Source organism: Streptomyces sp. NPDC046900 (assembly GCF_040644975.1).
Taxonomy (GTDB): Bacteria; Actinomycetota; Actinomycetes; order Streptomycetales; family Streptomycetaceae; genus Streptomyces.
On sequence record NZ_JBEYXD010000075.1, the window covers coordinates 1 to 25,399 of the forward strand.

Genomic DNA, 25,399 nt, shown 5'->3' on the forward strand with positions numbered 1-25,399 from the left:
GGACCATGGCACGCCGATCCGGATCGGGGTGAACGCGGGGTCGCTGGACCGTCGGCTGCTGCAGAAGTACGGCAAGGCGACGCCGGAGGCGCTGGTGGAGTCGGCGCTGTGGGAGGCGTCGCTGTTCGAGGAGCACGACTTCCGGGACATCAAGATCTCGGTCAAGCACAACGACCCGGTTGTGATGATCGAGGCCTACCGGCAGCTGGCGGAGCAGTGCGAGTACCCGCTGCATCTGGGTGTCACGGAGGCGGGTCCCGCTTTCCAGGGCACGATCAAGTCGGCGGTGGCCTTCGGTGCGCTGCTCTCGCTGGGCATCGGGGACACCATCCGGGTGTCTCTGTCGGCTCCTCCGGTGGAGGAGGTCAAGGTGGGCACCCAGATCCTGGAGTCGCTGGGGCTGCGCGAGCGTGGTCTGGAGATCGTGTCCTGCCCGTCCTGCGGTCGTGCGCAGGTGGATGTGTACAAGCTGGCCGAGGAGGTCACGGCGGGCCTGACGGGGATGGAGGTCCCGCTGCGGGTGGCGGTCATGGGGTGTGTCGTCAACGGTCCGGGTGAGGCCCGGGAGGCGGATCTGGGTGTCGCCTCCGGTAACGGCAAGGGCCAGATCTTCGTCAAGGGCGAGGTCATCAAGACCGTGCCGGAGTCGAAGATCGTGGAGACGCTCATCGAAGAGGCGATGAAGCTCGCCGAGCAGATGGAGAAGGACGGCGCGGCGTCCGGCGGCCCGACCGTCACCACTCCGGGAGCGCCCGGCACCACCGTCGCTTGACCGGAGTAATCAGCGAGTGAGCCGAAGGAACGCGACGGTGCCGGGAAGGCGACCGTGCACAGGCCCGGCGAAAGAGGGCCGGGCACGGCCGCCTTGCCCGTACCGGCTGCGCCGCTCCGGAGGTGAACCGAGCTCTTGAGAACAGGGGAGGCCTGAGCGTGACGATTCTGGAGAACATCCGGGGACCACGGGACCTGAAGGCGCTGTCCGAGGCGGAGCTGAGCCGACTGGCCGAGGAGATCAGGGAGTTCCTGATCCACGCCGTGGCCAGGACGGGTGGTCACCTGGGGCCCAATCTGGGGGTGGTGGAGCTCGCCATCGCGCTCCACCGGGCCTTCGAGTCCCCGGTCGACCGCATCCTGTGGGACACCGGTCATCAGAGCTATGTGCACAAGCTCCTGACAGGGCGTCAGGATTTCTCCAAACTGCGCGGCAAAGGTGGCCTGTCCGGCTATCCGTCGCGTGAGGAGTCCGAGCACGACATCATCGAGAACAGTCACGCCTCCACCGCGCTCGGCTGGGCCGACGGTCTCGCCAAGGCCCGCCACGTGCAGGGGGAGAAGGGCCATGTCGTCGCGGTCATCGGCGACGGCGCACTCACCGGTGGCATGGCGTGGGAGGCGCTCAACAACATCGCCGCCGCCAAGGACCGTCCGCTGATCATCGTCGTCAACGACAACGAGCGCTCGTACGCGCCGACCATAGGAGGCCTCGCCAACCACCTGGCCACCCTGCGCACGACGGACGGTTACGAACAGGTCCTGGCCTGGGGCAAGGACATGCTCCAGCGCACACCCGTGGTCGGCAACACCGTCTACGAGGCACTGCACGGCGCCAAGAAGGGCTTCAAGGACGCGTTCGCGCCGCAGGGTCTGTTCGAGGACCTGGGCCTGAAGTACGTCGGCCCGATCGACGGACACGACATCCGGGCCGTCGAGTCGGCGCTGCGCCGCGCCAAACGCTTCCACGGGCCCGTGCTGATCCACTGCCTCACCGAGAAGGGCCGCGGCTACGAGCCCGCGCTCGCCCACGAGGAGGACCACTTCCACACCGTCGGCGTGATGGACCCGCTGACCTGCGAGCCCCTGGCGCCGTCGGACGGCCCGTCCTGGACGTCGGTGTTCGGCGACGAGATCGTCAGGATCGGCGAGGAGCGCGAGGACGTCGTGGCGATCACGGCGGCCATGCTGCACCCGGTGGGCCTGGCCAAGTTCGCGGAGCGCTTCCCCGAACGGGTGTGGGACGTGGGGATCGCCGAGCAGCACGCGGTCGTCTCCGCGGCCGGTCTGGCGACCGGGGGGCTGCACCCTGTGGTCGCCGTCTACGCCACGTTCCTCAACCGTGCCTTCGACCAGCTCCTCATGGACGTCGCCCTGCACCGCTGCGGGGTCACGTTCGTCCTGGACCGGGCCGGGGTCACGGGTGTCGACGGAGCGTCCCACAACGGGATGTGGGACATGTCGGTCCTGCAGGTCGTGCCCGGCCTCAGGATCGCCGCACCGCGCGACGCCGACCAGTTGCGGGCGCAGCTGCGGGAGGCGGTGGCGGTGGACGACGCGCCGACCCTGATCCGCTTCCCGAAGGAGTCCGCCGGCCCCGCGGTCCCGGCGGTCGACCGCGTGGGCGGACTCGACGTCCTGCACCGCGCGGACCGGCCCGAGGTGCTGATGGTCGCCGTCGGCGTCATGGCGTCCGTCTGCCTCCAGGCCGCCGACCTGCTGGACGCTCGCGGCATCGGCTGCACGGTCGTCGACCCGCGCTGGGTCAAACCCGTCGACCCCGCGCTGCCGGGCCTCGCCGCCGAGCACCGGCTCGTCGCGGTCGTGGAGGACAACAGCAGGGCCGCCGGCGTCGGCTCGGCGGTCGTGCTGGCGCTCGGCGACGCCGACATCGACGTCCCCGTACGGCAGTTCGGGATTCCGGAGCAGTTCCTCGCGCACGCCAAGCGGAGCGAGGTGCTCGCCGACATCGGGCTCACGCCCGTCGAGGTCGCGGGGCGGATCAGCGCCTGCCTGACCGCCAAGGATGAGCTCGCCAAGGAGAAACACGCATGACCACCCCTCCCCGGAACCGGGAGTTCGACCTCGGCGCGCTCCTGGCCGAGCGCGGAGCCGAGCGCTACGAGCTGCACGCCAGGTACCTCAACCACCAGCTCCCGCGCATGCTCCACACCATCGGCTTCGACAAGGTCTACGAGCGGGCCGAGGGCGCCCATTTCTGGGACGCGGACGGCGCCGACTACCTGGACATGCTCGCCGGCTTCGGCGTGATGGGTCTGGGGCGCCACCATCCCGTGGTCCGCAAGGCCCTGCACGACGTCCTGGACGCCCAGCTCGCCGACCTCACCCGCTTCGACTGCCAGCCGCTGCCCGGGCTGCTGGCGGAGAAGCTGCTCAGCCACAGCCCCCATCTGGACAGGGTCTTCTTCGGCAACAGCGGCACGGAGGCGGTCGAGACCGCGCTGAAGTTCGCCCGCTTCGCCACGGGAAAGCCGCGGATCCTGTACTGCGAGCACGCCTTCCACGGCCTGACCACCGGATCGCTGTCCGTGAACGGTGAAGACGGCTTCCGCGACGGGTTCTCCCCGCTGCTGCCCGACACGGCGGTCCCGCTCGGCGATCTCGAGGCCCTGGCCCGGGAACTGAGGAAGGGGGACGTGGCGGGCCTCATCGTCGAGCCGATCCAGGGCAAGGGCGTCCACGAGGCACCGCCGGGCTATCTGGCGGCGGCCCAGGAGCTGCTGCACCGTCACAAGGCGCTGCTGATCGCGGACGAGGTGCAGACCGGGCTCGGCCGGACCGGGGACTTCTACGCCTACCAGCACGAGAGCGGCGTCGAACCGGACCTGGTGTGCGTGGCGAAGGCGCTCTCCGGCGGCTATGTGCCGGTCGGCGCCACCCTCGGCAAGGAGTGGATCTTCAAGAAGGTCTACTCGTCCATGGACCGGGTGCTTGTGCACTCGGCGAGTTTCGGGTCCAACGCGCAAGCGATGGCGGCCGGGCTCGCCGTCCTGTCCGTCATGGAGAACGAGCAGACCGTCGCGCACGTGCGTGCCGTCGGGGAGCAGCTCAAGTCCCGCCTTGCGGCGCTGGTCGACAAGTACGAGCTGCTCAGCGACGTGCGCGGCCGGGGCCTGATGATCGGCATCGAGTTCGGCAGGCCCAGCTCGCTGAAGCTGCGCGGCCGGTGGTCCATGCTCCAGGCCGCTCGCAAGGGTCTGTTCGCACAGATGGTGGTCGTCCCGCTGCTGCAACGGCACCGCATCCTCACCCAGGTCTCCGGGGACCACCTCGAGGTGATCAAGCTGATCCCGCCGCTGATCATCGGCGAAGAGGACGTCGACCGGTTCGTGGAGGCCTTCACCGCGGTCATGGACGATGCCCACAGCGGCAGCGGACTCATGTGGGACTTCGGCAAGACACTGATCAAGCAGGCGGTGGCCAACCGCTAGCCGCATCCCGGGGGGCTTTGCCTCTGAGGCAAGAAATTTGCCGCGGAGGCAAAGCTGCGGCTGAATGGAGAGCATGAGCTCTCCCGAGAACGAGTCCGGGAACGGCGTGGACCTGCCCGCCGTCGCGCCGCAGCTGCGTGCGCTGCGCCGCCGTGCCTCGCTCACCCTGGAGGCCGCGGCCCGTTCCGCCGGGCTCTCGCCCGCACATCTGTCCCGGCTCGAGACCGGGCAGCGCCAGCCCTCGCTGCCGATGCTGCTCGCACTCGCCCGTATCTACGGTACGACTGTCTCCGAACTGCTGGGGGAGACCGTCGCCGATCCCGACGCGGTCGTCCGCGCCCCCGACATGGAGCCGACGCGGGCGGGCGGCTGGACCTACTGGCAGGCCGGCGCGCCGGGCCGCTGTATGCAGGCCCTGCGCGTCCACGTCCCGTACGGCACCCAGGGCGACCTCGTGCGTGTCCATCCCGGTGAGGAGTGGCTGTACGTCCTGAGCGGGCGGCTGCGGCTGCGCCTCGGCGACACGATGCACGTGCTCGGGCCCGGCGACAGCGCGCACTTCGACTCCCTGACCCCGCACCGCCTCGATGCCGCCGACCAGGGCGGCACCGAGCTGCTCTTCGTCCACACCCTGCTGCAGAGCCCGGTCTCGGTGCTCTGCCTCGGACCCACCCCAGGAGAAACACTGTGACAGAGCAACCGGAGACCCGCCCCCAGCGCAGGTCCATGGAGGAGAAGTTCCCCCGTGCCCTGTGGATCCGGCTGATCGTCTACATCGCCGTCGGCCATCTCTTCGCAGGCTTCATCTTTCTGCTGTTCGAGGTCGGCGCGAAGTAGGCGGGGTCGCGCAGCGGGGAGCGGAAGCGGCTCAGTCCAGCAGCCGGGCGCGCAGCCGCTCCCGCACCGCGGGGGTGATCCCGAGGCCCCGCTCCACGTAGACGTCGACGCCGCCCCAGGTCTCCTCGACGGTCTCGATCGCGGCCGCCAGATACTCGGCGCGCGCGTCGAACAGAGGGCTGAGCAGCTCCATCACCTCGGGGGAGTACGTGTCGGGCGAGGAACCGTTGCGGTGCACCTTGTACCGGCGGTGCTTCGCGTTGGACTCCAGGTAGTCCGCGACGATCGCCTCGCGCTCGACCCCGAGGGCCAGCAGCGTGACCGCGATCGACAGGCCCGCGCGGTCCTTGCCGGCGGCGCAGTGCATGAGGGCGGGCACGCTGTCCTCGGCGAGCGCGCGCAGCACTTGGGAGTGCTCGGCCGTGCGCTCCTTGATGATCGTGCGGTACGAGACGATCATGCGGTTGGCCGCCTTGCCGTCGTCGAGGAGCGCGCGCAACTGATCCAGATCGCCGTCGCGGACCATCTTCCAGAACTCGGCACCGTCCGCCGGGTCGGTCAGCGGAAGGTTGATGTTGCGCACCCCCGCCAGTTCGACGTCCGGCCCTTCCAGCTTCTGGTCCGCCGCGTTGCGGAAGTCGAAGATCGTGTGCAGTCCGAGCGAGGAGAGGAACGCCGCGTCCTGCTCCGTCGCATGCGCGAGGTGACCGCTGCGGAAGAGCACTCCGTGCCGCACACGCCGCCCGTCCACGGTGGGCAGACCGCCCACATCACGAAAGTTGCGCACCCCGGTCAGCTCGGGCTCGGTAGACGGGACCTGCTGCGTCACGGGGGCTCCTCCCATCCGTCCGCCGGCGCTGTTCGCCGACGGGGCGCGCTTCGACGATACGACATAGGTTTATCGGGCAATCGTCGGAGGCCGGACGCCGGGCTGAACCTGCGCCGACCCCGCGTGGGACCCTCGCTCGACGTGCCCTGGGCGTTGCCCACGAGGCATGCCACCCCCGATGATGTTGAGGTCTGATCGTACCTGTTCGGATCTGTGGGGGGTCTTATGTTGGAGATCAGCGCCGACCGTCGTACCTGGCTGCTGTCCGGGCCCGGAAGCAGTTACGCGCTGCGGCTCACCGACGGCGGCGAGCTGCTGCACCTGCACTGGGGCCCGCGGATCGCGCTCCCCGACGCCGAGGCGCTCGCGGCCCTGCCCGAGCCCCGGTACTGGCCCTTCGAGTCCCCGCTCGACGGCCGCGAGGAGTACCCGGTGGAGGGCGGCCCCCGCTTTGTGCGCCCCGCCCTCTCCGCCCGCACACAGGAGCGCCGCGGCACCGAGTGGACCTTCGAGACGGCCGAGGCCGACGGCGACGAACTGCGGCTGCGGTTCAGGGACGCCGGGCTTCTGATCACGCTCCACTACCGGATGCGTGCGGATGTCGTGGAGCGCTGGGTGACGCTCGCCAACGACGGTCCCGGGCCCGTCGAGCTCCTCCGCGCCGACTCCGCCGCCTGGACCCTGCCCGAGCGCGACGGCTGGCGTCTGTCCCAGCTGCACGGCCGCTGGGCGGCCGAGTCCAGGCTCGCGCGGTCCGCCCTCACCTACGGCGAGAAGGTCATCGGCAGCCGCCGCGGCCACACGGGGCACCAGCACCTCCCCTGGGTCGCCCTCGACACGGACGCGACCGAGGAGCGCGGCGAGGTCTACGGCTGTGCGCTCGGCTGGTCGGGCAGCTGGCGGATCGCGGTGGCCCAGCTGCCGGACGCCCGTGTGCAGATCACCGGCGGGGCGGGGTCCGACGACTCCGGCCTGCTGCGCCTGGCGGCGGGGCAGACGTTCACGACGCCCGTCTTCGCGGGGCTGTGGACCGACGGCGGATTCGGGGAGGCGAGCCGCGCCTGGCACGCGTATCAGCGGGCCCATGTCATACCGGACGCGGACCGGGACCGCCCCGTGCTCTACAACTCCTGGGAGGCCACCGAGTTCGACATCTCCGAGGAGCAGCAGGAGGCGCTCGCGCGGCGGGCGGCGGAGATCGGGGTCGAGTTGTTCGTGGTCGACGACGGCTGGTTCGGAGAGCGCACCAGCGACCGCGCCGGGCTCGGGGACTGGCGGCCCAACCCCGACCGGTTCCCTTCCGGCCTCAAGCCGCTCGCCGACTATGTGCACTCCCTCGGAATGCAGTTCGGGATCTGGGTCGAGCCCGAGATGGTCAACCCGGACAGCGACCTCTACCGGGCCCACCCCGACTGGGTGCAGTACCAGCCCCGGCGGAAGCGGACGGAATTCCGCAACCAGCTCGTACTGAACCTCGCCCGCGAGGACGTCCAGGAGTACCTGTGGGAGCAGCTGGACGCACTTCTCTCCAGCGCCCCGGTCGACTACGTGAAGTGGGACTTCAACCGCTGCTTCACCGATGCCGGCTGGCCCGGCGAGGCGTATCCGCAGCGGCTCTGGGTGGACCACGTACGGGCCCTGTACGCACTGCTGGACCGGCTGCGGGCCGCGCACCCCGGCGTCGCCTTCGAGTCCTGCTCGGGCGGTGGCGGGCGCATCGACCTCGGAGTCATGAGCCGCACGGACCAGGTGTGGACCTCGGACAACACCGACCCGCTGGACCGGCTCGCCATTCAGTACGGCTTCAGCCAGATCCATCCGGCCCGGGTCATGGCCGCCTGGGTCACCGACAGTCCGAACACCCAGCTCAACGGGCGGGTCAGCTCGCTGCGCTTCCGGTTCGTGAGTGCCATGGCCGGGGTCCTCGGTGTCGGTGGGGACCTGACGAAGTGGACCGAGGAGGAGCTGGCGGAGTCCCGGGACTGGGTCGGTCTCTACAAGGAGATCCGCCCGGTGGTCCAGCGCGGTGACCTCTACCGGCTGCGGCCGCCGGCCGGCGGGCTGAGCGCGGTCCAGTACGTGCTCGGCGACGAGACGGTGATCCTCGCCTGGCTCCAGGCGCAGCACTACGGGGAGCCCGTCGCCCCGCTGCGGCTGCGCGGGCTCGACCCGACGGCGACGTATGAATGCTGCGAAACGGGCGAAGTGCACCGTGGTGCCGTGCTGTTGCATCACGGTTTGCCGACCGGGCTGCACGGTGACTTCGATGCGACGGTCGTCCGGCTGCGTCGCATCTGAGAGTTCTGCCCGAATTGGAGCCCTCGTTCTAGCTCGCCCTGGAATGAGGGCTCCTGGGTAAACGGTATGTGAGCAGCGCACTTCGAGATCTGTACGACCCCGGACTACGGCTCCGACGTGAGCGTCGGCTGACGGGCCAGGCTCCTGCTCCAGTGGCAGATCTGAACACCGCTGCTCAGAGGGTTATTCCGGATCGGCCCACACTTCGTGAGTGGTTTATCTCACCGCCCGTCAACCCTTCCCTACGGTCGCGTAGCTCACATCCCAAGGTGAATCATGGGCCGACGTGGCAGACGATTCGAAGAATGACGGCGGATCAGTGATCGGGTCGTACGTGGCGGTGGGGGACAGCTTCACCGAGGGCGTCGGCGACCCCGGCCCCGACGGACAGTTCGTCGGCTGGGCCGACCGGTTCGCGGTGCTCCTCGCCGACCGGCGGCCCGAGAACGACTTCAACTACACGAACCTCGCCGTGCGCGGCAAACTGCTCGACCAGATCGTGGCGGACCAGGTTCCGAAGGTCCTCGAACTCGCCCCGGACCTGGTCTCGTTCTGCGCCGGCGGCAACGACATCATCCGGCCGGGCACCGACCCCGACGACGTCGCCGAGCGCTTCGAGCGCGCCGTCGCCGAGCTCACCTCCGCGGTCGGCACGGTCATGGTGACGACCGGCTTCGACACCCGCGGCGTGCCCGTGCTCAGGCACCTGCGCGGCAAGATCGCCACGTACAACGGGCATGTCCGGGCGATCGCCGACCGGTACGGCTGCCCGGTCCTCGACCTCTGGTCGCTGCGGACCGTGCAGGACCGGCGGGCCTGGGACGGGGACCGTCTCCACCTCTCGCCCGAGGGTCACACCCGCGTCGCCCTGCGGGCGGGCCAGGTGCTCGGCCTGGAGGTGCCGGCCGACCCGGACCAGCCGTGGCCGCCGCTGCCGCCGCGGGGGACCTTGGACGTGCGGCGCGACGACATCCACTGGGCGCGCGAGTACCTGGTCCCGTGGATCGGGCGCCGGTTGCGCGGCGAGTCCTCCGGCGACCGCGTCGTGGCGAAGGGCACGCTGTCGCCCGACGACATCAAGATGCGCATCGCGAAGGCGGTCTGACCGCCGCGTCGGACACGGCCCGGGCCCTGTGCCCGGGCCTTCGACTTTGCCGGGGCGCGGTGCGGCCCATGTGTGAGGGCCCGCGGCTCTGTGGGCGTGCTGCGGCGCCGGCCATGTGCCCGGACCCCGAGTCTCAGAGGGTGTCGTACGGCCCAGCGGCGCCTGGCTGTGCCGGCCCGCTCTCTTCCAGCGCGTGGACGTCAGGCCGTCGCCGAGGTCAACGCCGTGCGTTCCAGCCCCAGTTCACGGGCGAGCGCGTCGTCCACCCACCCCTGGGCCCGGGCCCGCGGCACGGTCCCCTCGTACGTCGTCATCTGCACGGCGAGCCCGTCGAGCAGCGCGGTCAGCCGCAACGCGGTGCCCGCCGGGTCGGGGCAGTGGAACTCGCCCGCGGCCACCCCCTCCGCCACGACCTCGGTGATCGCGGCCTTCCACTGGCGATCGAGGTCCCGCGTGACCTCTCGCAGCGCGGGCTCGCGGAGAGCCGCGGCCCAGCCCTCGATCCACAGCCGCCAGCCCTTGGCCTGACCGGTCGGCGCGTACCAGCGCACCGCGGACCTGAGGCGCCGCAGCGCAGTTGTACGGCGGCCGAGCAGCTTGCGCAGATGCCCGAGGTCGCCCTCGGCGGCGTACGCGAACGCCTCCGCGACGAGCTTCTCCTTCGTCGAGAAGTGGTACAGCACCAGCGCGTTGCTCACCCCGAGGGCCGAGGCCACATCGGCGATCCGCACCGCCGCAACGCCCCGCTCCTCGATCTGCTCGACGGCGGCCCGCAGCAGTTCCTCACGCCGCTGGGCCACGCTCAACCGCACCCTCGTCACACGCCAACACTACGTCACCGATACCAGCCGAACCGCTCCGCGATCACCGGCAGCCGGTCCGCCACAAGGGCGTGGGCGGCAGCCCGGGGACTCGTCCCGTCGGTCTCCGCCCTGTCCAGCACCAGGCCGACCAGGGCACGCATGGAGCGCCGTGTGTACGCGAACGCCTCCGGCGCCTCGGCTCCTATGTCGCCGAACAAGGTCCACCACCACCAGGCGTTCGTACCGGAGTTGACCACCACGTCCGGCAGCACGGTCACCCCGCGTGCGGTGAGCAGTTCCTCCGCCTCGGGCAGCACCGGCATGTTGGCCGCCTCCACGATCCATCGCGCGTGGATCCGCGCCTGGTTCCCGGTGTCGACGGCATACGAGACCGCCGCGGGCACCAGCACCTCGGCCTCGGCGGCGAGCCAGGCGTCGCCGGGCAGTTCACGGTCGGCCGGGCGCAGCGCGCCGCGGTCCACCGCTCCGTACGCGTCGCGCGCGGCGAGCAGCGCCTCGACGTCGAGCCCGTCCGGGTTGGCGATGGTGCCCTTGACGTCGGCGACGGCGACGACCGTCAGGCCCGCGCGGGCCAGGAAGCGCGCCGTGGCGCCGCCCATGGTGCCGAATCCCTGCACGGCCACGCGCGTTCCCGCATACGGAGTTCCGGCCCGGTCCAGGGCGGTCAGCACTGATTCGGCGACCCCGCACCCGCCGACCAGCGCGTCGAGTCCGACGCCGTCCACCTCCACGGCGAAGGCGTCCGCGAGCCGCTTGCGGGCCGCCGCCTCGTCGTCGAGAAGCGGATAGACGGCCTGGATCGAGGACACAAGTCCCGCTTCGGCGGCCGCGCGGTCCACCAGGTCCTGGGTGAGCCCGAGGTCCTCACCGGTGGTCCAGAACGACTCGATGTACGGCCGCATGGCCCGCAGGTAGCGCACCAGGACGTCGTACGCCTCCGGGGCCCGGGGGTCGCAGTCGATACCGCCCTTGGCGCCGCCCAGCGGGACGTACCGGGCCTTCGGGTCGTAGTGCAGCGCCTCCTTCATGCTCATGCCGCGTGCGAGCCCGGCCACCTCGTCCAGCGTGCAGCCGGGCCGCATCCGCAGCCCGCCGCTGGCGACGCCCCTGACGAGGCGGTCGACGACGAGATAGCCCCGTCGGCCGGTGACATGGTCGGTCCAGACGAGCGTCATGAGGGGAGCGCCCCGATCGGTGGTCATGCGCCCACTGTACTGAACCGCCGTTCAGTTGCCTGCATGCCTTCGGTAGCGGGAGGGCCCGTCTCGAAGCGCGGACCGGCCCGGCGCTCGGCGCGTTCCCGGGACCGAGGACCTTGCCACACCGCTGCGTGCCGCGGAAGGAGAGCGAGCCTCGCGGGGCGGAGCGAGCCGACGGGCCAGGAGGCGCCTCCGGTACGGCGGACCCGGCGCCCCGTGGAGGTGACGACCAGACCTGTACGGCGCCCCGTGCCGGGGCATCGCGGTGTGACACGGCCGACCCGGTGATGTCAGAGGGGCCGACCATAATGGAACCCCTCACCGATTCCCTGGAGGTCCCGTGACCGGTTCCCGTTCCCTGAGCTCGGGGCTGCGCGCGCTGCGGCCCGTCGCCTTCGGCGCGGATCCGAGCGGGGAGCGCCTGGCGCGCATCCGCAGATCGCCGCACTTCGCGGACGGCGCCTTCGTGAACCCGGAGGGCACCAGGACGCGGCCCTCGGGCGGCTCCGCGTTCGAGCTTGCGAAGTCCTACTTCCGCAAGGACGACCGCGTCCGCCGTGCCCCGGCCGGCACCGTGCCGGTGCACCCGACGACGTACGCCGATCTGGCCCGCCCCCCGGCGACCGGGCTGCGGCTGACCTGGATGGGGCACTCCAGCGTGCTTGCCGAGATCGACGGGCACCGGGTCCTGTTCGACCCGGTCTGGGGCGAGCGCTGCTCCCCCTTCGACTTCGCAGGCCCCAAGCGGCTGCACCCGGTGCCCCTGCCGCTCGCCGCGCTCGGGCCGGTCGACGTCGTGGTCATCTCCCACGACCACTACGACCACCTCGACCTGCCCACCATCAAGGCCCTCGCCGGCACGGACACCGTGTTCGCGATACCCCTCGGCGTCGGCGCCCACTTGGAGCGCTGGGGCGTGTCGGCCGACCGGCTGCGCGAACTGGACTGGCACGAGTCGACGAAGGTCGGAGGCATCACCCTGACCGCCACCCCGGCCCGGCACTTCTGTGGCCGCGGTCTGCGCAACACCCAGCACACGCTGTGGGCGTCCTGGTCGGTGGCCGGCGACGAGCACCGGATCTACCACAGCGGCGACACCGGATACTTCGAGGGCTTCAAGGACATCGGAGCCGAGCACGGCCCGTTCGACGCCACGATGATCCAGATCGGCGCCTATTCCGAGTTCTGGCCCGACATCCACATGACCCCCGAGGAGGGCATGAGGGCCCACCTCGACCTCCAGGGCGGGCGGCCGGGGGGCGTGATGATGCCCATCCACTGGGCCACGTTCAACCTGGCGCTGCACCCCTGGGCCGAGCCCGGCGAGTGGACGAAGGACGCGGGCGAGGAAGTGGGACAAGCCGTGGCGTTGCCCAGGCCCGGGGAACCCTTCGAGCCGTCGAAGAACCCCCCTGCGGACCCGTGGTGGCGCGCGGTGTCCACGCCGTTCGAACGGCCGTGGCGCCGAGTCGAGAGGCCGGAAGCCTCGCCGGTCGCCGAGGGTGATCTCGACCTCGCGGGCGACCGCTGACACCGGAGCCGGACGAAGAGCAGAACCGCGGAGCGGGCTCGGCGGTCGGTGACGTCCGGGCCCGCGCGTGGCCGCGGGGCGAGGGCTGCCACCATGCCCTTGTGCGGACAGAACCCGGCGATCGCGGCGGGGCCTGCGGTGCGCTTGATCGGTCTGGTTCCACTGAGAACCTGTGTCACAGTAGAAAGGACGTGAGGGGGAGGCGAGCGCAGAAGACAGGGGACGAGAGCCTGTCATGTCCATACATCCGGGTCACCACAGCTCGGACACAGAACGTCCCGGCGTCGTCGACCGACGGCGCGACGAGTACGAGGTTCTGTTCGGGCAAGCGCCGGTGATCTTTGCTGCACTGGGCGGCCCGAGACACCTGCTGGAAGCGGCGAACTCGGCGTTCTCGGAGGTCGTGGGGCCTGAACGCGTGCGCATCGGCGCGCCGATAGGGGAGCTCATTCCGGAAGTGGCTGCGCAGGGCCTCCTGGAACGGCTCGACGCCGTCCACCGCACCGGCCGGGCGTACCGGGCCCGGGGCGTGCGGCTCCTGCTCGGCTGTCCGGGCAAGCAGCGGGAGCGCTTCTTCGACTTCACCTATGAACCCCGCCGGGACGCGGCGGGCCAGGTCGACGGGATAGTGGTGATCGCCGTCGAGACCACGGGGTACCACCACGAGCGTCTCCTGGCCGCCGAGCAACGCGCGCTGCTGGAGCAGATCGCACGCGACGCACCGCTGGACGAGACTCTGGGCGGGATGGCCAAGGTGATCGAGGAGTTCTCACCCGGCACGATCGTCTCGGTGCAGCTTCTCGATCCCGATGGACGGCGCCTCCGGCACGGCAGCGCCCCGTGCCTGCCCGACTTCTACAACCAGGGGATCGACGGAGCGCTCATCGGCGAGGGCGTCGGCTCGTGCGGCACGGCCGCCCACCGGCGGGAGCCGGTGATCGTCACCGACATCGCCACCGATCCTCTCTGGAAGGACTACCGCGATCTGGCCCGGCGGGCCGGAGTCGCGGCGTGCTGGTCCACACCGATCCAGGACGCGGGCGGCCGACTGCTGGGCACTTTCGCGATGTACCACCGCACTCCGAGGGCTCCCGAGGAGAACGACCTGGCACTCAGCGCCGCATTCGTCCGCATCACCGCGCTGGCCATCGAACGGCATCGCGCGGTGGAGGCGAGCCACGCAGCCCAGAAGCGCGAGAAGGTGGCCCATGAGGACCTGGCCTTCGTGCTGGAAGCCAGCACCGCCGTGGCGAGCGAGCCGCACTATGCCGACTGCCTGCAGCGCATGGCCCGGCTGACCGTGCCGGCCCTCGCGCCGTTGTGCGCCGTGCACGTCGTCGAGCACGGCCGGACCAGGCGCATCGCCGTCGCTGCCTCGACCCGGGAGGGGCGAGAGCTCCTCGCGTCCTCCGTACTGTGCGACGCGATGGACACGGCGGTCGCCGGCGCGCTGGCCTCCGGGACCACCGAGACCGCCCAGGTGGGTGGTCCGTGCGCACACTCCGGCATCACCGGTTACGTCTGTGTCCCGTTGAGGACCCGGGGCCGCACCTTCGGCGTGCTCACACTCCTGTCCACCGATCTGCCCCTGGACAGCCACACGATCGCCCTCGCCGAGGAACTCGCCCGCCGGGCCGCTTCGAGTGCCGACAACGCCCACCAGTTCACCGACCGGGTCCGGCTGGCCCGCGATCTGCAGAAGGCCCTGCTGCCTCCCGAGTTGCCCACGATTCCCGGTGCCACCCTGGCGACCTCGTACCATCCGGCCGGCGAAGGGCTCGATGTCGGCGGCGACTTCTACGACGTGTTCCCGCTCCCCGGCGACCGCTGGGCGCTCATGATCGGCGACGTGTGCGGACGTGGTGCGCTGGCCGCCACCACCACCGGCCTGGTCCGCCACACCGCACGCGCCGCCGCCCGCCTCCTGCGCGATCCGGCCGCGGTGGTCGCCGCGATCAACGACGCGCTGAGGGACGGCATTGGCGACGAGGGCCAGTTCGTGTCGCTCGTCTACGGCGAACTGCGGCATTCCGCGTCCCACCTCGCGCTCACGCTGATCCGCGCGGGCCATGTACCGCCTCTCGTCCGCCACGCCGACGGCCGGGTCGAGGAAATCGCCGGTCCAGGACTGCTGTTGGGCATCGGGCCTGACCCCGACCTGTACCCCTGCGCTGTCGAGCTGCGCCACGGCGACAGTCTCATCCTGGCCACCGACGGCATCACCGAGGCGCGTTGCGCCGACGGCGAGTTCTTCGGTGAGGGCCGTCTGGCAGACGCGCTGGTCGCGGTCCGGGCCACGACGCCCACCGCTGCCGACCTCATCGAGTCCGTCACGAGCGCCGTCACCGCGTTCGCCGGCAACGCCAGCCTTGACGACCAAGCCGCACTGGTTCTCGCCGCCGCCTGACGCTCACGGGGCCGCGGCAGCCACAACGGTAATGCGGGGGCGTTGGCGTGCGCGGCGTGGCTGTCAGAGCAGGCGATGCCGTCGCCCGGCGGCGTCTTCCCGCCCAACGGGCGCGGCAAGGCGCGGGGACGGTCGCGCGGCGCAGGCGGCGGGTGAGCCGGTCGCTCTGCCGCACCCCGGTGAGCCCTTCGAACCGACGGTCGAGACCCTCCCGGCCGAGCCGTGGTGGCGCGGGATGGCGGTCGGGCCCGAGGGCCGCCGGCCCCGAGCGAGGCCGACCGCCGACACGCCGGGTGACGTTCCTACTGGGGTGCAGGGGGCTCCTGGGAGCCGGAAGTGGCTCCGGCGGGCTGGGTTTCCGGTCGGCTTTCGGACCGGAGGCGAGGGTCGGGGAGCGTAGGGCTCCTCGGTCCTCTCTTTTGATTGTGACCGCATCTGACCAGCATTGATCGGTTCGTTGGCTCACGAGAACGCGCCCGTCGGCGGGGTTATCGGTCTGTCGTACGACCCCTCATACCAGAGCGGGAAGCTCTCCGGAGGACTTTGTCAACAGCCCACCGCACCTGCCGCGTCGGCGACTACTCTGAGTTGCCATCGGGCGACACAGGGCCGAGTTCTTCGGTTCTCCCGGCCGACGCCGCGATGGCGCATGCCCGAGTGGCGCAGAACCGCGGGAGCCCCCACGCCCCCGACGCACCCAGCACGAGGACGCCGATGTCTCACCTCCGCGCACCGGCCGCACGCGTAGACCGCCACGAGGGCGGGCGGCACGGGCGGCCCGCCGTCCGCCCCCTGCCCTCATCGCGCGAGACCGGGATACGGCCCCAGCTGCTGCGTCTGGCGGTCCTGCCACCGATCGCGGTGGCCCTGAGCGCCTGCGCCGCCGTGTTCTTCACCGTCCGCTCCACCGGCGCCCGCCCGACCGCCACGCTCTGGGCCGTGCTCGCGGGCGCCCTCGGAGTGAGCCTTGTGGGCATCGTGGTCGCCGCCGTGGCCGCCCGCCGCGCGGCCAGGTCCGTCGCCGACCGGCTCGCGTCACTGCGGCGCGCCGGGGCGCGCGGCGAGGCCGAGCTGCGTGCCCTGCTCGAGGTGCTGCGTCGCGGCGAGGCGCCGCCCACGCGGCCACGACGCGCCGAACCGGCCGTGAACGCGGACGACTTCGACCTGCTCGCAGCCGAGCTGGCGAGCGCCCACGACGGCGCGGTCGCCGCCGTCGTCCAGGCCGCCCAGCTCTCCAGCCACACGGGCAGTGAACAGAAGCTCGAGGTCTTCGTCAATCTGGCCCGGCGCCTTCAGTCGCTCGTGCACCGGGAGATCTCGATCCTGGACGAGCTGGAGAACGAGATCGAGGACCCCGACCTCCTCAAGGGCCTCTTCCACGTCGACCACCTCGCCACCCGCATCCGGCGCCACGCCGAGAACCTCGCCGTGCTCGGCGGTGCCGTCTCTCGCCGCCAGTGGAGCCATCCGGTGTCCATGACCGAGGTACTGCGCTCGGCGATCGCCGAGGTCGAGCAGTACTCGCGGGTCAAGCTCGTGCCGCCGATCGACGGCACGCTGCGCGGACACGCCGTGGCCGACGTGATCCATCTGCTGGCCGAACTGGTCGAGAACGCCACTGTGTTCTCGGCTCCGCACACCCAGGTGCTGCTGCGCGCCGGCCTCGTCACCTCGGGCCTCGCCGTCGAGGTCGAGGACCGCGGGCTCGGCATGCCACCGGCCGAACAGGGCAGGATGAACGCCCTGTTGGCCGATCCCGACCAGGTCAACGTCGCCAGCCTGCTGGCGGACGGCCGCATCGGGCTGTTCGTCGTCTCCCAGCTCGCCCGCCGCCACGGCATCCACGTCCGGTTGCAGTCCAACATCTACGGCGGTGTGCAGGCGGTGCTCGTCGTGCCGCAGAACCTGCTCGGGCCGGCCCCGACCGTGTCCGCGAGCACCATCCGGGAGGTGTCGCGCGGGACGGTCACGGTGACGGGGCCGCTCGCAACTCCAGGCGTGACGCCCGGTGTCGCGGGACCGCAGAAGGCCGTCCCGCAAAGCCCGGACCGCCAGATTCCCCCACCGCGGGGCGGTCGGCACGCAGGGCCGTCCCCGACCGTCTCCGAGCACTCGGGGCCTCCCGGACCGCGACAGCCGGAGGACGATCCGGGCCTGGCCGGCCACAGCCGATCGCCGCTGCCCGTACGCGACGCCGACAGACCACGACCCAACCCCGCGGAGGCGATGCCCGGGATCCGCGGCGATGACCGGACGGCCGTCGACCGGAACGCCGGCGGACCGCCGGCGCCGCTGCTCGGCCCCGTGCGCGGAACGATGAGCAAGCCCCAACTGCCCCGCCGCCGCGCCCAGGAGCACATCGCACCCCAGTTGCGCGGCGGCCCCACGCCGCCCGTGCGCCAGGACGCCGACCGGCACATCGGCCACGACCCGGGCCTGATGGCCGCGTTCCAGCGGGGCATCGGCCGCGCGGATGCGGAGCAGACGCCCGAGCCCGGGCGCTCCGAGGCGGACGCCCCCACGGGTTCCGACGGTTCCGGGCACATCGACGTCCCGCCGGACGCGACGCTCGACGGTGACGGACCGGCGTCGGCGCCCGCCTCCGGCGCGCCCGCCGTGGACCCGGCGGACACGGCCGAACCACGCCCCCCACACATGCCCGACCACGACCCGACCGCCCGGCACGACGGGACCACACCGGCCGGATGACCACACCGACCGCTCCCGCAGACCCGTACCCCAAGGAGTCGATCCACCATGGCGAGCGAAGTGCCGACTGCCCATGTCCCCGACCTCGACTGGCTGATGAGCGGCCTCGTGCAGCGCGTACCGCACACCACGAGCGCGGTGCTCCTGTCCTGCGACGGGCTCGTGAAATCCGTCCACGGCCTGGACCCGGACAGCGCCGACCACATGGCCGCCCTGGCCTCCGGCCTCTACTCCCTCGGCCGTAGCGCCGGTGTCCGCTTCGGGGACGGCGGTGACGTCCGGCAGGTGGTCGTCGAGCTCGACTCCACCCTGCTGTTCGTCACCACGGCGGGCTCCGGCACCTGCCTCGCCGTACTCGCCGGCCGTGAAGCGGACGCGGCGGTCCTCGGCTACGAGATGGCGATGCTCGTCAAGAGCGTGCGGCCCTATCTGATGACAGCGCCCCGCCGGCCCACGGCGCCCAGGCCATGAGCGTGACCGCGGTCGGCGACGGCCCCTGGCTCGACGACGCGGCCGGGCGGCTGGTGCGCCCCTACACCGTCAGCAACGGCCGCACCAGGCCGGCCACCGCCCTCGATCTCCTGTCCCAGGTCATGGTCACCGGCACCGTCCCCCGCGGCTACCTCGGCCCCGAGCACGCCCAGGCCCTCGACCTGTGCCGGGCGCCGGTCTCGATCGCCGAGGTCGCCGCCCACCTGAAGTTGCCGGCGGTGGTCACCAAGGTCCTGGTGTCGGACCTCGTCGGCTGCGGGGCGCTGACCACGAAACCCCCCGCCTTCCACCACAACCCCACGGACCGGTCCCTTCTGGAGGCAGTGCTCGATGGATTACGACGGCAGCTCTGATCCCTTCCCCACCGCGCTGAAAATCCTGGTGGCGGGAGGGTTCGGAGTAGGCAAGACGACCTTCGTGGGCGCGGTCAGCGAGATCGCGCCACTGAGCACGGAGGAGCTGCTCACCACGGTCAGCGCCGCCGTCGACAGCCTCGACGGCGTCGGGAACAAGGTCGAGACCACCGTTGCGATGGACTTCGGCCGTATCACGCTCGACCCGCAGCATGTGCTGTACCTGTTCGGGACCCCCGGACAGGAACGCTTCTGGTTCATGTGGGACGAGCTGTCCGAGGGCGCGCTCGGCGCGGTGATCCTCGCGGACACACGCCGTCTGGAGGACTGCTTCGCGGCCGTCGACTTCTTCGAGCAGCGCGGCCTCGGGTTCGTGGTGGCCGTCAACGAGTTCGACGGTGCCCACCGCTACGACGCGGACGAGGTGCGCTCCGCCCTCGACCTCGCGTCCGAGATCCCCGTCGTGCGCTGCGACGCCCGGATCTCCAGCTCGGGGGTGCAGACCCTGCTCACGCTCGTCCGTCACCTCCTCGCCCTCGCCCCGGCGGCGGCCTCAGACCGTGGAGTCCGCGCATGACTCCAAGACGGCTGCTGCTGACCCCCGAGGACAAGGACGCCCCCGCGCGTGCCGGCAGGTTGCGTGGGCTCGGCATCGGCGAGCGCCCGGAGCCGGAGTTCGACGCGTTCGCGGACCGGCTGGCCGCTGTGGCCGCGGTGCCCTACGCGATGGTGAACTTCGTCGGCGAACACCGGCAGTTCTTCGCCGGACTCCACCAGCCAGGGGACCGTCCGCTCACCGCCGTCCTCGACCGGGAGGACGGATCCAGGGAACCGGTCCGGCACCTGGGCCGCGAGTACGGTTTCTGCCCGCACGTCGTCGTGCGCCGCAAGGCACTGGTCCTGGAGGACGTCCAGGACTATCCACGCTTCGCCGGCAACCCGGCCGTCGACGAACTCGGCGTCCGCTCCTACCTCGGCGCTCCGCTCGTCGACAGTACGGGCATCGCCCTCGGCACGGTCTGCGCCGTCGACCTCGCACCACGCCCCTGGGGCCGGGCCGGTCTGGAGACCATCAAGGCGTTGGCGGCGGAGCTGGCGGAGCGGATCGCGCAGCGCGAGTACCGGGCATGAGGCCGCGTCGGCCGTACAGTGTGGTCTGTGCTCGCTGAACCTCCGGCGGACGGGCTTACCAGGACCGGCCCGCGTTACGGTGCCCCCTGCCACCGTGTCGCCACGTGCCACCCACCTGGCGGAATAGCCTGCCGCAGGCCGTCCCCGGTGCCCCGGCCGGTCGCCGACCACTGCGAGGCCCAGGTGCCGAGGTGTCGGCGCCGTGCTCACCCGGGCCGCAGGGCACGGGCGTGAAGGAAAGCTGCGGCCCAGGTTTAGAAATCCTCGATGGACCCGGGCGCCGCGGTAGGGCAGATTTCTAGCCGATCTCACTCCTCTCCCCGGTACGGGCTCCTTCGGCATGCCCGCCTCCGGGAACTCACCCACAGGAGCCGTTGCGTGAAGGCGCTGGTCAAGGACAAGGCGGAACCGGGGCTCTGGCTCATGGACGTCCCCGAGCCGCAGGTCGGCCACGGCGATGTACTGATCAAGGTCCTCAGGACCGGGATCTGCGGCACCGACCTGCACATCCGGTCCTGGGACGGCTGGGCGCAGCAGGCCATCCGCACGCCCCTGGTGGTCGGGCACGAGTTCGTCGGCGAGGTGGTCGACACCGGCCGCGACGTCACCGACATCAAGGTCGGCGACCGGGTCAGCGGCGAAGGCCACCTGGTGTGCGGGAAGTGCCGCAACTGTCTGGCCGGGCGCCGCCATCTGTGCCGGGCGACGGTCGGACTGGGCGTCGGGCGCGACGGCGCGTTCGCCGAGTACGTCGTGCTGCCCGCCTCCAACGTGTGGGTGCACCGGATCCCCGTCGACCTGGATGTCGCCGCGATCTTCGACCCGTTCGGCAACGCCGTCCACACGGCGCTCTCCTTCCCGCTGGTCGGTGAGGACGTCCTGATCACCGGCGCGGGCCCGATCGGACTGATGGCCGCCGTCGTGGCCCGCCACGCCGGCGCCCGTAACGTCGTCATCACCGACGTCAGTGAGGAGCGTCTGGAGCTGGCGCGCAAGATCGGCGCGAGCCTCGCCCTGAACGTCTCGGACGCCACCATCGCCGACGGGCAGCGCGAACTGGGCCTGCGCGAGGGCTTCGACATCGGCCTGGAGATGTCGGGCCGCCGGGAGGCGCTGCGCGAGATGATCGCCAACATGACGCACGGCGGACGGATCGCCATGCTCGGACTGCCGTCCGAGGAGTTCCCCGTGGACTGGGCCCGGATCGTCACCTCCATGATCACCATCAAGGGGATCTACGGCCGTGAGATGTTCGAGACCTGGTACGCGATGTCGGTGCTGCTGGAGGGCGGACTCGACCTCGCCCCGGTGATCACCGGCCGGTACGACTACCGCGACCACGAGGCTGCGTTCGCCGACGCGGCGAGCGGCAAGGGCGGCAAGGTCATCCTGGACTGGGCTGCGTAACTCTCTTCCGGCGTAAGCACTTTAGGAGCTTTCTGATGTTCGACTCCGTGCGCGACGACCTGCGCGCCACCCTCGAGGAGATCCGTGCCGCCGGGCTGCACAAGCCCGAGCGTGTGATCGGCACCCCGCAGTCCGCGACCGTGCAGGTCACCGCGGGCGGCCGCCCCGGCGAGGTGCTCAACTTCTGCGCCAACAACTACCTCGGCCTCGCCGACCACCCCGAAGTGATCGCCGCCGCCCACGAGGCGCTGGACCGCTGGGGCTACGGCATGGCGTCCGTGCGCTTCATCTGCGGCACGCAGGAGGTCCACAAGGAGCTGGAGGCGCGGCTGTCGGCGTTCCTCGGCCAGGAGGACACGATCCTGTACTCCTCCTGCTTCGACGCCAACGGCGGCGTCTTCGAGACCCTCCTCGAGGCCGAGGACGCGGTCATCTCCGACGCCCTCAACCACGCCTCGATCATCGACGGCATCCGCCTGTCCAAGGCCCGTCGCTTCCGCTACGCCAACCGCGACATGGCGGACCTCGAGCGGCAGCTGAAGGAGGCGTCCCAAGGCGGTGCGCGCCGCAAGCTGATCGTCACCGACGGCGTCTTCTCGATGGACGGTTACGTGGCCCCGCTGCGCGAGATCTGCGACCTCGCCGACCGCTACGACGCCATGGTGATGGTCGACGACTCGCACGCCGTCGGCTTCGTCGGCCCCGGCGGCCGCGGCACCCCCGAGCTGCACGGCGTCATGGACCGCGTCGACATCATCACGGGCACCCTGGGCAAGGCGCTCGGCGGCGCCTCCGGCGGTTACGTCGCCGCCCGGGCGGAGATCGTCGCCCTGCTGCGCCAGCGCTCCCGGCCGTACCTCTTCTCGAACACGCTCGCCCCGGTGATCGCGGCGGCCTCGCTCAAGGTGCTCGACCTGCTGGAGTCGGCGGGCGACCTGCGCGAGAAGCTGGCCGAGAACACCGCGCTCTTCCGGCGCCGTATGACCGAGGAGGGCTTCGACATCCTGCCCGGCGACCACGCCATCGCCCCGGTCATGATCGGCGACGCGGCGAAGGCCGGGCGTATGGCCGAGCTGCTCCTCGAGCGCGGCGTGTACGTCATCGGCTTCTCCTACCCGGTGGTGCCGCAGGGCAAGGCGCGTATCCGGGTGCAGCTGTCCGCCGCGCACTCTACGGACGACGTCAACCGCGCGGTCGACGCGTTCGTGGCCGCGCGTGCGGAGCTGGAGGGCTGAAGGCCCCGAGGTTCTTGCGATAATCGTCCGCATGATCGAAGCGCGGCGGCTGCACATCCTCCGTGCGGTGGCCGACCACCGCACGGTGACGGCCGCCGCCGCCGCGCTCTACCTCACCCCGTCCGCGGTGTCCCAGCAGCTCGCCGCGCTGGAGCAGGAGACCGGTCACCGGCTGGTCGAGCGCGGCGCCAGGGGCGTCCGGCTCACCCCGGCGGGTGAGATCCTGCTCAGCCACACGAACGCCGTCCTCGCCCAGCTCGAGCGCGCCGAGGCCGAGCTGGCGGCCTACGGTGCCGGTTCGGCGGGGACGGTCACACTCGTCTCCTTCGCCACCGGCATCGGCCTGGTCGTCGCCCCCGCGCTGGCCCGCCTCGCCCGCACGGCGCCAGGCATCCGGGTGCGTGTCCAGGACGCCGAGGGCGATGCGAGCCTGCCGATGGTCCTGGACCGGCAGGTCGATGTCGCGGTCGCCGTCGAGTACCGGGGCGCCCCGGACGCGGACGACCCGAGGCTCACGCACATCCCGCTGTACGCCGAGCCCTTCGATGCCGTGGTGCCGGTCGGCCACCGTCTCGCCGACGCGAGCGAGGTCCCGCTTGCCGAGCTGGCCAAGGACTCCTGGATCGGCCCCTACCCCGGCAACCCCTGCCACGAGGTGGTCGTCCTCGCCTGTGAGCACGCCGGATTCCAGCCCCGCCTCGAACACTCCTCGGACGACTTCCGCGCGGTGGTCGCCCTTGCCTCCGCCGCCGCGGGCGTCGCCCTGGTGCCCCGCTCCGCCCTGCGGGGCATGGACCTGACCGGCGTGGTCGTCCGCCCGGTCGACGGGGTCGCGCCCACCCGCCGGGTCTTCGCCGCCGTGCGCCGGGGCGCGGAGGAGCACCCTTTGATCCGGCCGGTGCTGGACGCGCTCGCGGAGGCCGCGACCGGCGACTGACGGCCGCCCTTTTTCGTTTCCGGGAAATCTCTCTCACATCGGGGACACGGGTGTCCCCGATATGGGATAGCGTCTCGGATATGAGAAGTGAGATGGCGGATGCCGTCGACGCCCGGCTCGCCGCGCGCCTCGCCGAACTGCGGGCCGAACGCGGCTGGTCCCTGGACGACCTGGCCGACCGCAGCGGGGTGAGCCGCTCCACCCTCTCCCGGGCGGAAAGGGCCGAGATCAGCCCCACAGCCTCGATACTGAACCGGCTGTGCGGCGTCTACGGCCGCACGATGTCCCAGCTCCTCAGCGAGATCGAGGCGGAGCCCGCGCAGGTGGTGCGTACCGCCGACCAGACCGTGTGGGAGGACGCGGACTCCGGCTTCGTACGCCGGTCCGTGTCCCCTCCGCACTCCGGACTGCGCGGCGAACTGGTCGAGGGACGGCTCGCGCCGGGCGCTGACATCGCCTACGACCGCCCGCCCGTGCCCGGACTCGAACAGCACATCTGGATCCTCGAGGGCGCACTGGAGGTGACCGCGCAGGATGTGCGGCACAGGCTCGCCACCGGTGACTGCCTGCGGCTTCGCGTCTGGGGACCGACGCGTTTCCGGTGCCCCGGGCCCGAGGCCGCGCGGTACGCGCTGGTGGTGGTGCTGCCGTGACCGCGATCGTCAGACTGGGCGCGACCGACGTGCTCGCCCGGGCAGAGGCGCTGGCGGAGTTGCTGACCGACACCGTGAACGGCGGAGCCTCGATCGGATTCCTCGCGCCGCTCGACCGGGCGGAGGCTCTCGCCTGGTGGAGGGCGCGGGCCGCCGCGGTCGACGCGGGCGCCTGCGCGGTGTGGGTGGCGCGGGCCGGGGAGGGGGTGACGGGCACGGTGAGCCTCGCCTTCCCGGACAAGGCGAACAGCCGTCACCGGGCCGAGCTGGTCAAACTCATGGTGCACCGGGCCGCGCGCGGCCGGGGTCTTGGGCGAGACCTGCTGGCCACGGCCGAACGGGCGGCCGCCGAGGCCGGCATCACCCTGCTCCACCTGGACACGGAGACGGGCAGCCCGGCCGAGACGCTGTACCGCTCCGCGGGCTGGACGCGGGTCGGCGCGATACCGGACTACGCGGCGACACCGGCCGGCGATCTGCACCCCACGACCATCTACTACAAGCGCGTGGGAGTTCTCACTCGCTGAGCGGGCGGCGGCTGTCAGTGGCATTGGCTACGGTGCGGACATGCCGGACGCCGAAGACGTACGCCGTATCGCCCTGTCCCTGCCGGACACCACGGAGAAGACCGCCTGGAGCATGCCCACGTTCCGGGTGGCGGGCAAGATGTTCGCCACGCTGCCCGAGGACGAGACGTCCATGGCGGTGCGCTGCCCCAAGGAGGAGCGGGACGAGCTGGTCCTCGCCGAACCGGGCAAGTTCTGGGTCGCCGCCCACGAGGCGCAGTTCGCCTGGATCCGGGTCCGCCTCACCGCTCTGGAGGACGAGGGCGAACTGCACGACATCCTCGCCGACTCCTGGCGCCAGGCGGCTCCGACCCGCCTCCTGGACCACCACCCTGAGCTGGGACTCGTGACCGGCGACTGACGAGACGGGCGAACGGCACGTTAACGGGTGCGCGACCACCGTCCCGAGTGCGGTATTGTTTCTGTGCACGTTCGGCCGGGGGAAACCCCAGGTCAGGCGGGCAACGGGACGTGGCGCAGCTTGGTAGCGCACTTGACTGGGGGTCAAGGGGTCGCAGGTTCAAATCCTGTCGTCCCGACCAGCTTCACGCAGGTCGGAGGCCGTTTTCTCAGGAATGGGAAAGCGGCCTTTCTCGTGTCCGCGAGCCGGCCCTGGGGCCTTCGGATTGATCGCATTGTCAGTCCCCACTGCCATCATCCCGC

At 71.3% G+C, this 25,399-nt stretch carries 23 protein-coding genes and 1 tRNA gene; 21 read left to right on the top strand and 3 right to left on the bottom strand.

What is annotated here, in order from left to right; all coding sequences use genetic code 11:
• The 5 genes from ispG to ABZ904_RS39920 form a co-directional block, all read left to right on the top strand.
• On the top strand, positions 1 to 772 hold a 772-nt coding region (ispG, locus tag ABZ904_RS39900), incomplete at its 5' end, for a flavodoxin-dependent (E)-4-hydroxy-3-methylbut-2-enyl-diphosphate synthase (RefSeq protein WP_361829012.1).
• A 158-nt stretch (positions 773 to 930) separates the two neighbouring features.
• The gene (gene dxs, locus ABZ904_RS39905) at positions 931 to 2,826 is read left to right on the top strand and encodes a 1-deoxy-D-xylulose-5-phosphate synthase (protein ID WP_359397407.1); all 1,896 of its coding nucleotides are present in this window, start codon (positions 931 to 933) and stop codon (positions 2,824 to 2,826) included.
• Positions 2,823 to 4,223, top strand: a complete 1,401-nt coding sequence (locus ABZ904_RS39910; RefSeq protein ID WP_360998965.1) for an aspartate aminotransferase family protein — start codon at positions 2,823 to 2,825, stop codon at positions 4,221 to 4,223. Before dxs ends, ABZ904_RS39910 begins: the two co-directional genes overlap by 4 nt.
• Positions 4,224 to 4,296: 73 nt before the next feature.
• Complete coding sequence (locus ABZ904_RS39915; protein WP_361829015.1) at positions 4,297 to 4,914, top strand: XRE family transcriptional regulator; 618 nt, start codon at positions 4,297 to 4,299, stop codon at positions 4,912 to 4,914.
• A 35-nt stretch (positions 4,915 to 4,949) separates the two neighbouring features.
• Positions 4,950 to 5,060: a DUF6126 family protein gene (locus ABZ904_RS39920; RefSeq protein WP_359397421.1), complete on the top strand. Its 111-nt coding sequence runs from the start codon at positions 4,950 to 4,952 to the stop codon at positions 5,058 to 5,060.
• Positions 5,061 to 5,091: 31 nt separating this feature from the next.
• Here the strand turns inward: ABZ904_RS39920 and ABZ904_RS39925 are convergent, their stop codons facing one another.
• A complete protein-coding gene (locus ABZ904_RS39925) occupies positions 5,092 to 5,889 on the bottom strand; it encodes a tyrosine-protein phosphatase (RefSeq protein ID WP_359397401.1) in 798 nt (265 codons plus the stop codon).
• A gap of 225 nt (positions 5,890 to 6,114) precedes the next feature.
• On the opposite strand from ABZ904_RS39925, the gene ABZ904_RS39930 reads away from it, so the two are divergent.
• Together ABZ904_RS39930 and ABZ904_RS39935 are read left to right on the top strand one after the other, a co-directional pair.
• Complete coding sequence (locus tag ABZ904_RS39930; protein ID WP_360998967.1) at positions 6,115 to 8,187, top strand: alpha-galactosidase; 2,073 nt, start codon at positions 6,115 to 6,117, stop codon at positions 8,185 to 8,187.
• 319 nt (positions 8,188 to 8,506) lie between these two features.
• Positions 8,507 to 9,292 (top strand): SGNH/GDSL hydrolase family protein, encoded by a 786-nt coding sequence (locus ABZ904_RS39935; RefSeq protein ID WP_359397419.1) that lies wholly within the window; start codon positions 8,507 to 8,509, stop codon positions 9,290 to 9,292.
• Between the two features lie 200 nt (positions 9,293 to 9,492).
• On the opposite strand, the gene ABZ904_RS39940 is transcribed toward ABZ904_RS39935, so the two are convergent.
• Entirely contained in the window at positions 9,493 to 10,092 is a 600-nt protein-coding gene (locus ABZ904_RS39940; protein WP_360998969.1) for a TetR family transcriptional regulator C-terminal domain-containing protein, read from the bottom strand.
• Between the two features lie 35 nt (positions 10,093 to 10,127).
• Positions 10,128 to 11,318, bottom strand: a complete 1,191-nt coding sequence (locus ABZ904_RS39945; RefSeq protein WP_360998971.1) for a Glu/Leu/Phe/Val dehydrogenase dimerization domain-containing protein — start codon at positions 11,316 to 11,318, stop codon at positions 10,128 to 10,130.
• A gap of 337 nt (positions 11,319 to 11,655) precedes the next feature.
• Between ABZ904_RS39945 and ABZ904_RS39950 the strand changes: the two genes are divergently transcribed.
• The 14 genes from ABZ904_RS39950 (at position 11,656) to ABZ904_RS40015 (ending at position 25,278) form a co-directional block, all read left to right on the top strand.
• The gene (locus ABZ904_RS39950; RefSeq protein ID WP_360998973.1) at positions 11,656 to 12,846 is read left to right on the top strand and encodes an MBL fold metallo-hydrolase; all 1,191 of its coding nucleotides are present in this window, start codon (positions 11,656 to 11,658) and stop codon (positions 12,844 to 12,846) included.
• Between the two features lie 235 nt (positions 12,847 to 13,081).
• Complete coding sequence (locus ABZ904_RS39955) at positions 13,082 to 15,253, top strand: SpoIIE family protein phosphatase (protein WP_359397390.1); 2,172 nt, start codon at positions 13,082 to 13,084, stop codon at positions 15,251 to 15,253.
• A gap of 714 nt (positions 15,254 to 15,967) precedes the next feature.
• A complete protein-coding gene (locus tag ABZ904_RS39960) occupies positions 15,968 to 17,962 on the top strand; it encodes an ATP-binding protein (RefSeq protein WP_360998975.1) in 1,995 nt (664 codons plus the stop codon).
• Between the two features lie 48 nt (positions 17,963 to 18,010).
• Positions 18,011 to 18,433, top strand: a complete 423-nt coding sequence (locus ABZ904_RS39965) for a roadblock/LC7 domain-containing protein (RefSeq protein WP_359397385.1) — start codon at positions 18,011 to 18,013, stop codon at positions 18,431 to 18,433.
• A gap of 2 nt (positions 18,434 to 18,435) precedes the next feature.
• On the top strand, positions 18,436 to 18,807 hold the full coding sequence (locus ABZ904_RS39970) for a DUF742 domain-containing protein (protein ID WP_361829038.1): 372 nt from the start codon (positions 18,436 to 18,438) through the stop codon (positions 18,805 to 18,807).
• Positions 18,785 to 19,384 carry an ATP/GTP-binding protein gene (locus ABZ904_RS39975; RefSeq protein WP_359397383.1) on the top strand — a complete coding sequence of 200 codons (600 nt, stop codon included), beginning with the start codon at positions 18,785 to 18,787 and terminating at the stop codon, positions 19,382 to 19,384. Before ABZ904_RS39970 ends, ABZ904_RS39975 begins: the two co-directional genes overlap by 23 nt.
• Positions 19,381 to 19,938: a GAF domain-containing protein gene (locus tag ABZ904_RS39980; protein ID WP_361829020.1), complete on the top strand. Its 558-nt coding sequence runs from the start codon at positions 19,381 to 19,383 to the stop codon at positions 19,936 to 19,938. The genes ABZ904_RS39975 and ABZ904_RS39980 overlap by 4 nt, the downstream gene beginning before the upstream one ends.
• Positions 19,939 to 20,316: 378 nt before the next feature.
• Positions 20,317 to 21,345, top strand: a complete 1,029-nt coding sequence (gene tdh, locus ABZ904_RS39985; RefSeq protein ID WP_361829022.1) for an L-threonine 3-dehydrogenase — start codon at positions 20,317 to 20,319, stop codon at positions 21,343 to 21,345.
• 35 nt (positions 21,346 to 21,380) lie between these two features.
• Positions 21,381 to 22,580 carry a glycine C-acetyltransferase gene (locus ABZ904_RS39990; RefSeq protein WP_361829024.1) on the top strand — a complete coding sequence of 400 codons (1,200 nt, stop codon included), beginning with the start codon at positions 21,381 to 21,383 and terminating at the stop codon, positions 22,578 to 22,580.
• A 31-nt stretch (positions 22,581 to 22,611) separates the two neighbouring features.
• Positions 22,612 to 23,517: a LysR family transcriptional regulator gene (locus ABZ904_RS39995; RefSeq protein ID WP_361829026.1), complete on the top strand. Its 906-nt coding sequence runs from the start codon at positions 22,612 to 22,614 to the stop codon at positions 23,515 to 23,517.
• A gap of 80 nt (positions 23,518 to 23,597) precedes the next feature.
• A complete protein-coding gene (locus tag ABZ904_RS40000; protein ID WP_360998985.1) occupies positions 23,598 to 24,170 on the top strand; it encodes an XRE family transcriptional regulator in 573 nt (190 codons plus the stop codon).
• The gene (locus ABZ904_RS40005; protein WP_360998987.1) at positions 24,167 to 24,697 is read left to right on the top strand and encodes a GNAT family N-acetyltransferase; all 531 of its coding nucleotides are present in this window, start codon (positions 24,167 to 24,169) and stop codon (positions 24,695 to 24,697) included. Before ABZ904_RS40000 ends, ABZ904_RS40005 begins: the two co-directional genes overlap by 4 nt.
• A 40-nt stretch (positions 24,698 to 24,737) precedes the next feature.
• The gene (locus ABZ904_RS40010) at positions 24,738 to 25,097 is read left to right on the top strand and encodes an MmcQ/YjbR family DNA-binding protein (RefSeq protein WP_359397369.1); all 360 of its coding nucleotides are present in this window, start codon (positions 24,738 to 24,740) and stop codon (positions 25,095 to 25,097) included.
• Positions 25,098 to 25,201: 104 nt separating this feature from the next.
• Positions 25,202 to 25,278, top strand: a tRNA-Pro gene (locus ABZ904_RS40015).
• Positions 25,279 to 25,399 lie beyond the last annotated feature (121 nt).

Bases quoted from the DNA above. Each gene is read 5' to 3' on its own strand.
- ABZ904_RS39910 (WP_360998965.1), top strand. From the start codon at position 2,823: ATGACCACCCCTCCCCGGAACCGGGAGTTCGACCTCGGCGCGCTCCTG.
- ABZ904_RS39915 (WP_361829015.1), top strand. From the start codon at position 4,297: ATGAGCTCTCCCGAGAACGAGTCCGGGAACGGCGTGGACCTGCCCGCC.
- ABZ904_RS39920 (WP_359397421.1), top strand. From the start codon at position 4,950: ATGGAGGAGAAGTTCCCCCGTGCCCTGTGGATCCGGCTGATCGTCTAC.
- ABZ904_RS39930 (WP_360998967.1), top strand. From the start codon at position 6,115: ATGTTGGAGATCAGCGCCGACCGTCGTACCTGGCTGCTGTCCGGGCCC.
- ABZ904_RS39945 (WP_360998971.1), bottom strand. From the start codon at position 11,318: ATGACCACCGATCGGGGCGCTCCCCTCATGACGCTCGTCTGGACCGAC.
- ABZ904_RS39955 (WP_359397390.1), top strand. From the start codon at position 13,082: ATGTCCATACATCCGGGTCACCACAGCTCGGACACAGAACGTCCCGGC.
- ABZ904_RS39960 (WP_360998975.1), top strand. From the start codon at position 15,968: ATGTCTCACCTCCGCGCACCGGCCGCACGCGTAGACCGCCACGAGGGC.
- ABZ904_RS39965 (WP_359397385.1), top strand. From the start codon at position 18,011: ATGGCGAGCGAAGTGCCGACTGCCCATGTCCCCGACCTCGACTGGCTG.
- ABZ904_RS39975 (WP_359397383.1), top strand. From the start codon at position 18,785: ATGGATTACGACGGCAGCTCTGATCCCTTCCCCACCGCGCTGAAAATC.
- ABZ904_RS39980 (WP_361829020.1), top strand. From the start codon at position 19,381: ATGACTCCAAGACGGCTGCTGCTGACCCCCGAGGACAAGGACGCCCCC.
- ABZ904_RS39990 (WP_361829024.1), top strand. From the start codon at position 21,381: ATGTTCGACTCCGTGCGCGACGACCTGCGCGCCACCCTCGAGGAGATC.
- ABZ904_RS39995 (WP_361829026.1), top strand. From the start codon at position 22,612: ATGATCGAAGCGCGGCGGCTGCACATCCTCCGTGCGGTGGCCGACCAC.
- ABZ904_RS40000 (WP_360998985.1), top strand. From the start codon at position 23,598: ATGAGAAGTGAGATGGCGGATGCCGTCGACGCCCGGCTCGCCGCGCGC.
- ABZ904_RS40010 (WP_359397369.1), top strand. From the start codon at position 24,738: ATGCCGGACGCCGAAGACGTACGCCGTATCGCCCTGTCCCTGCCGGAC.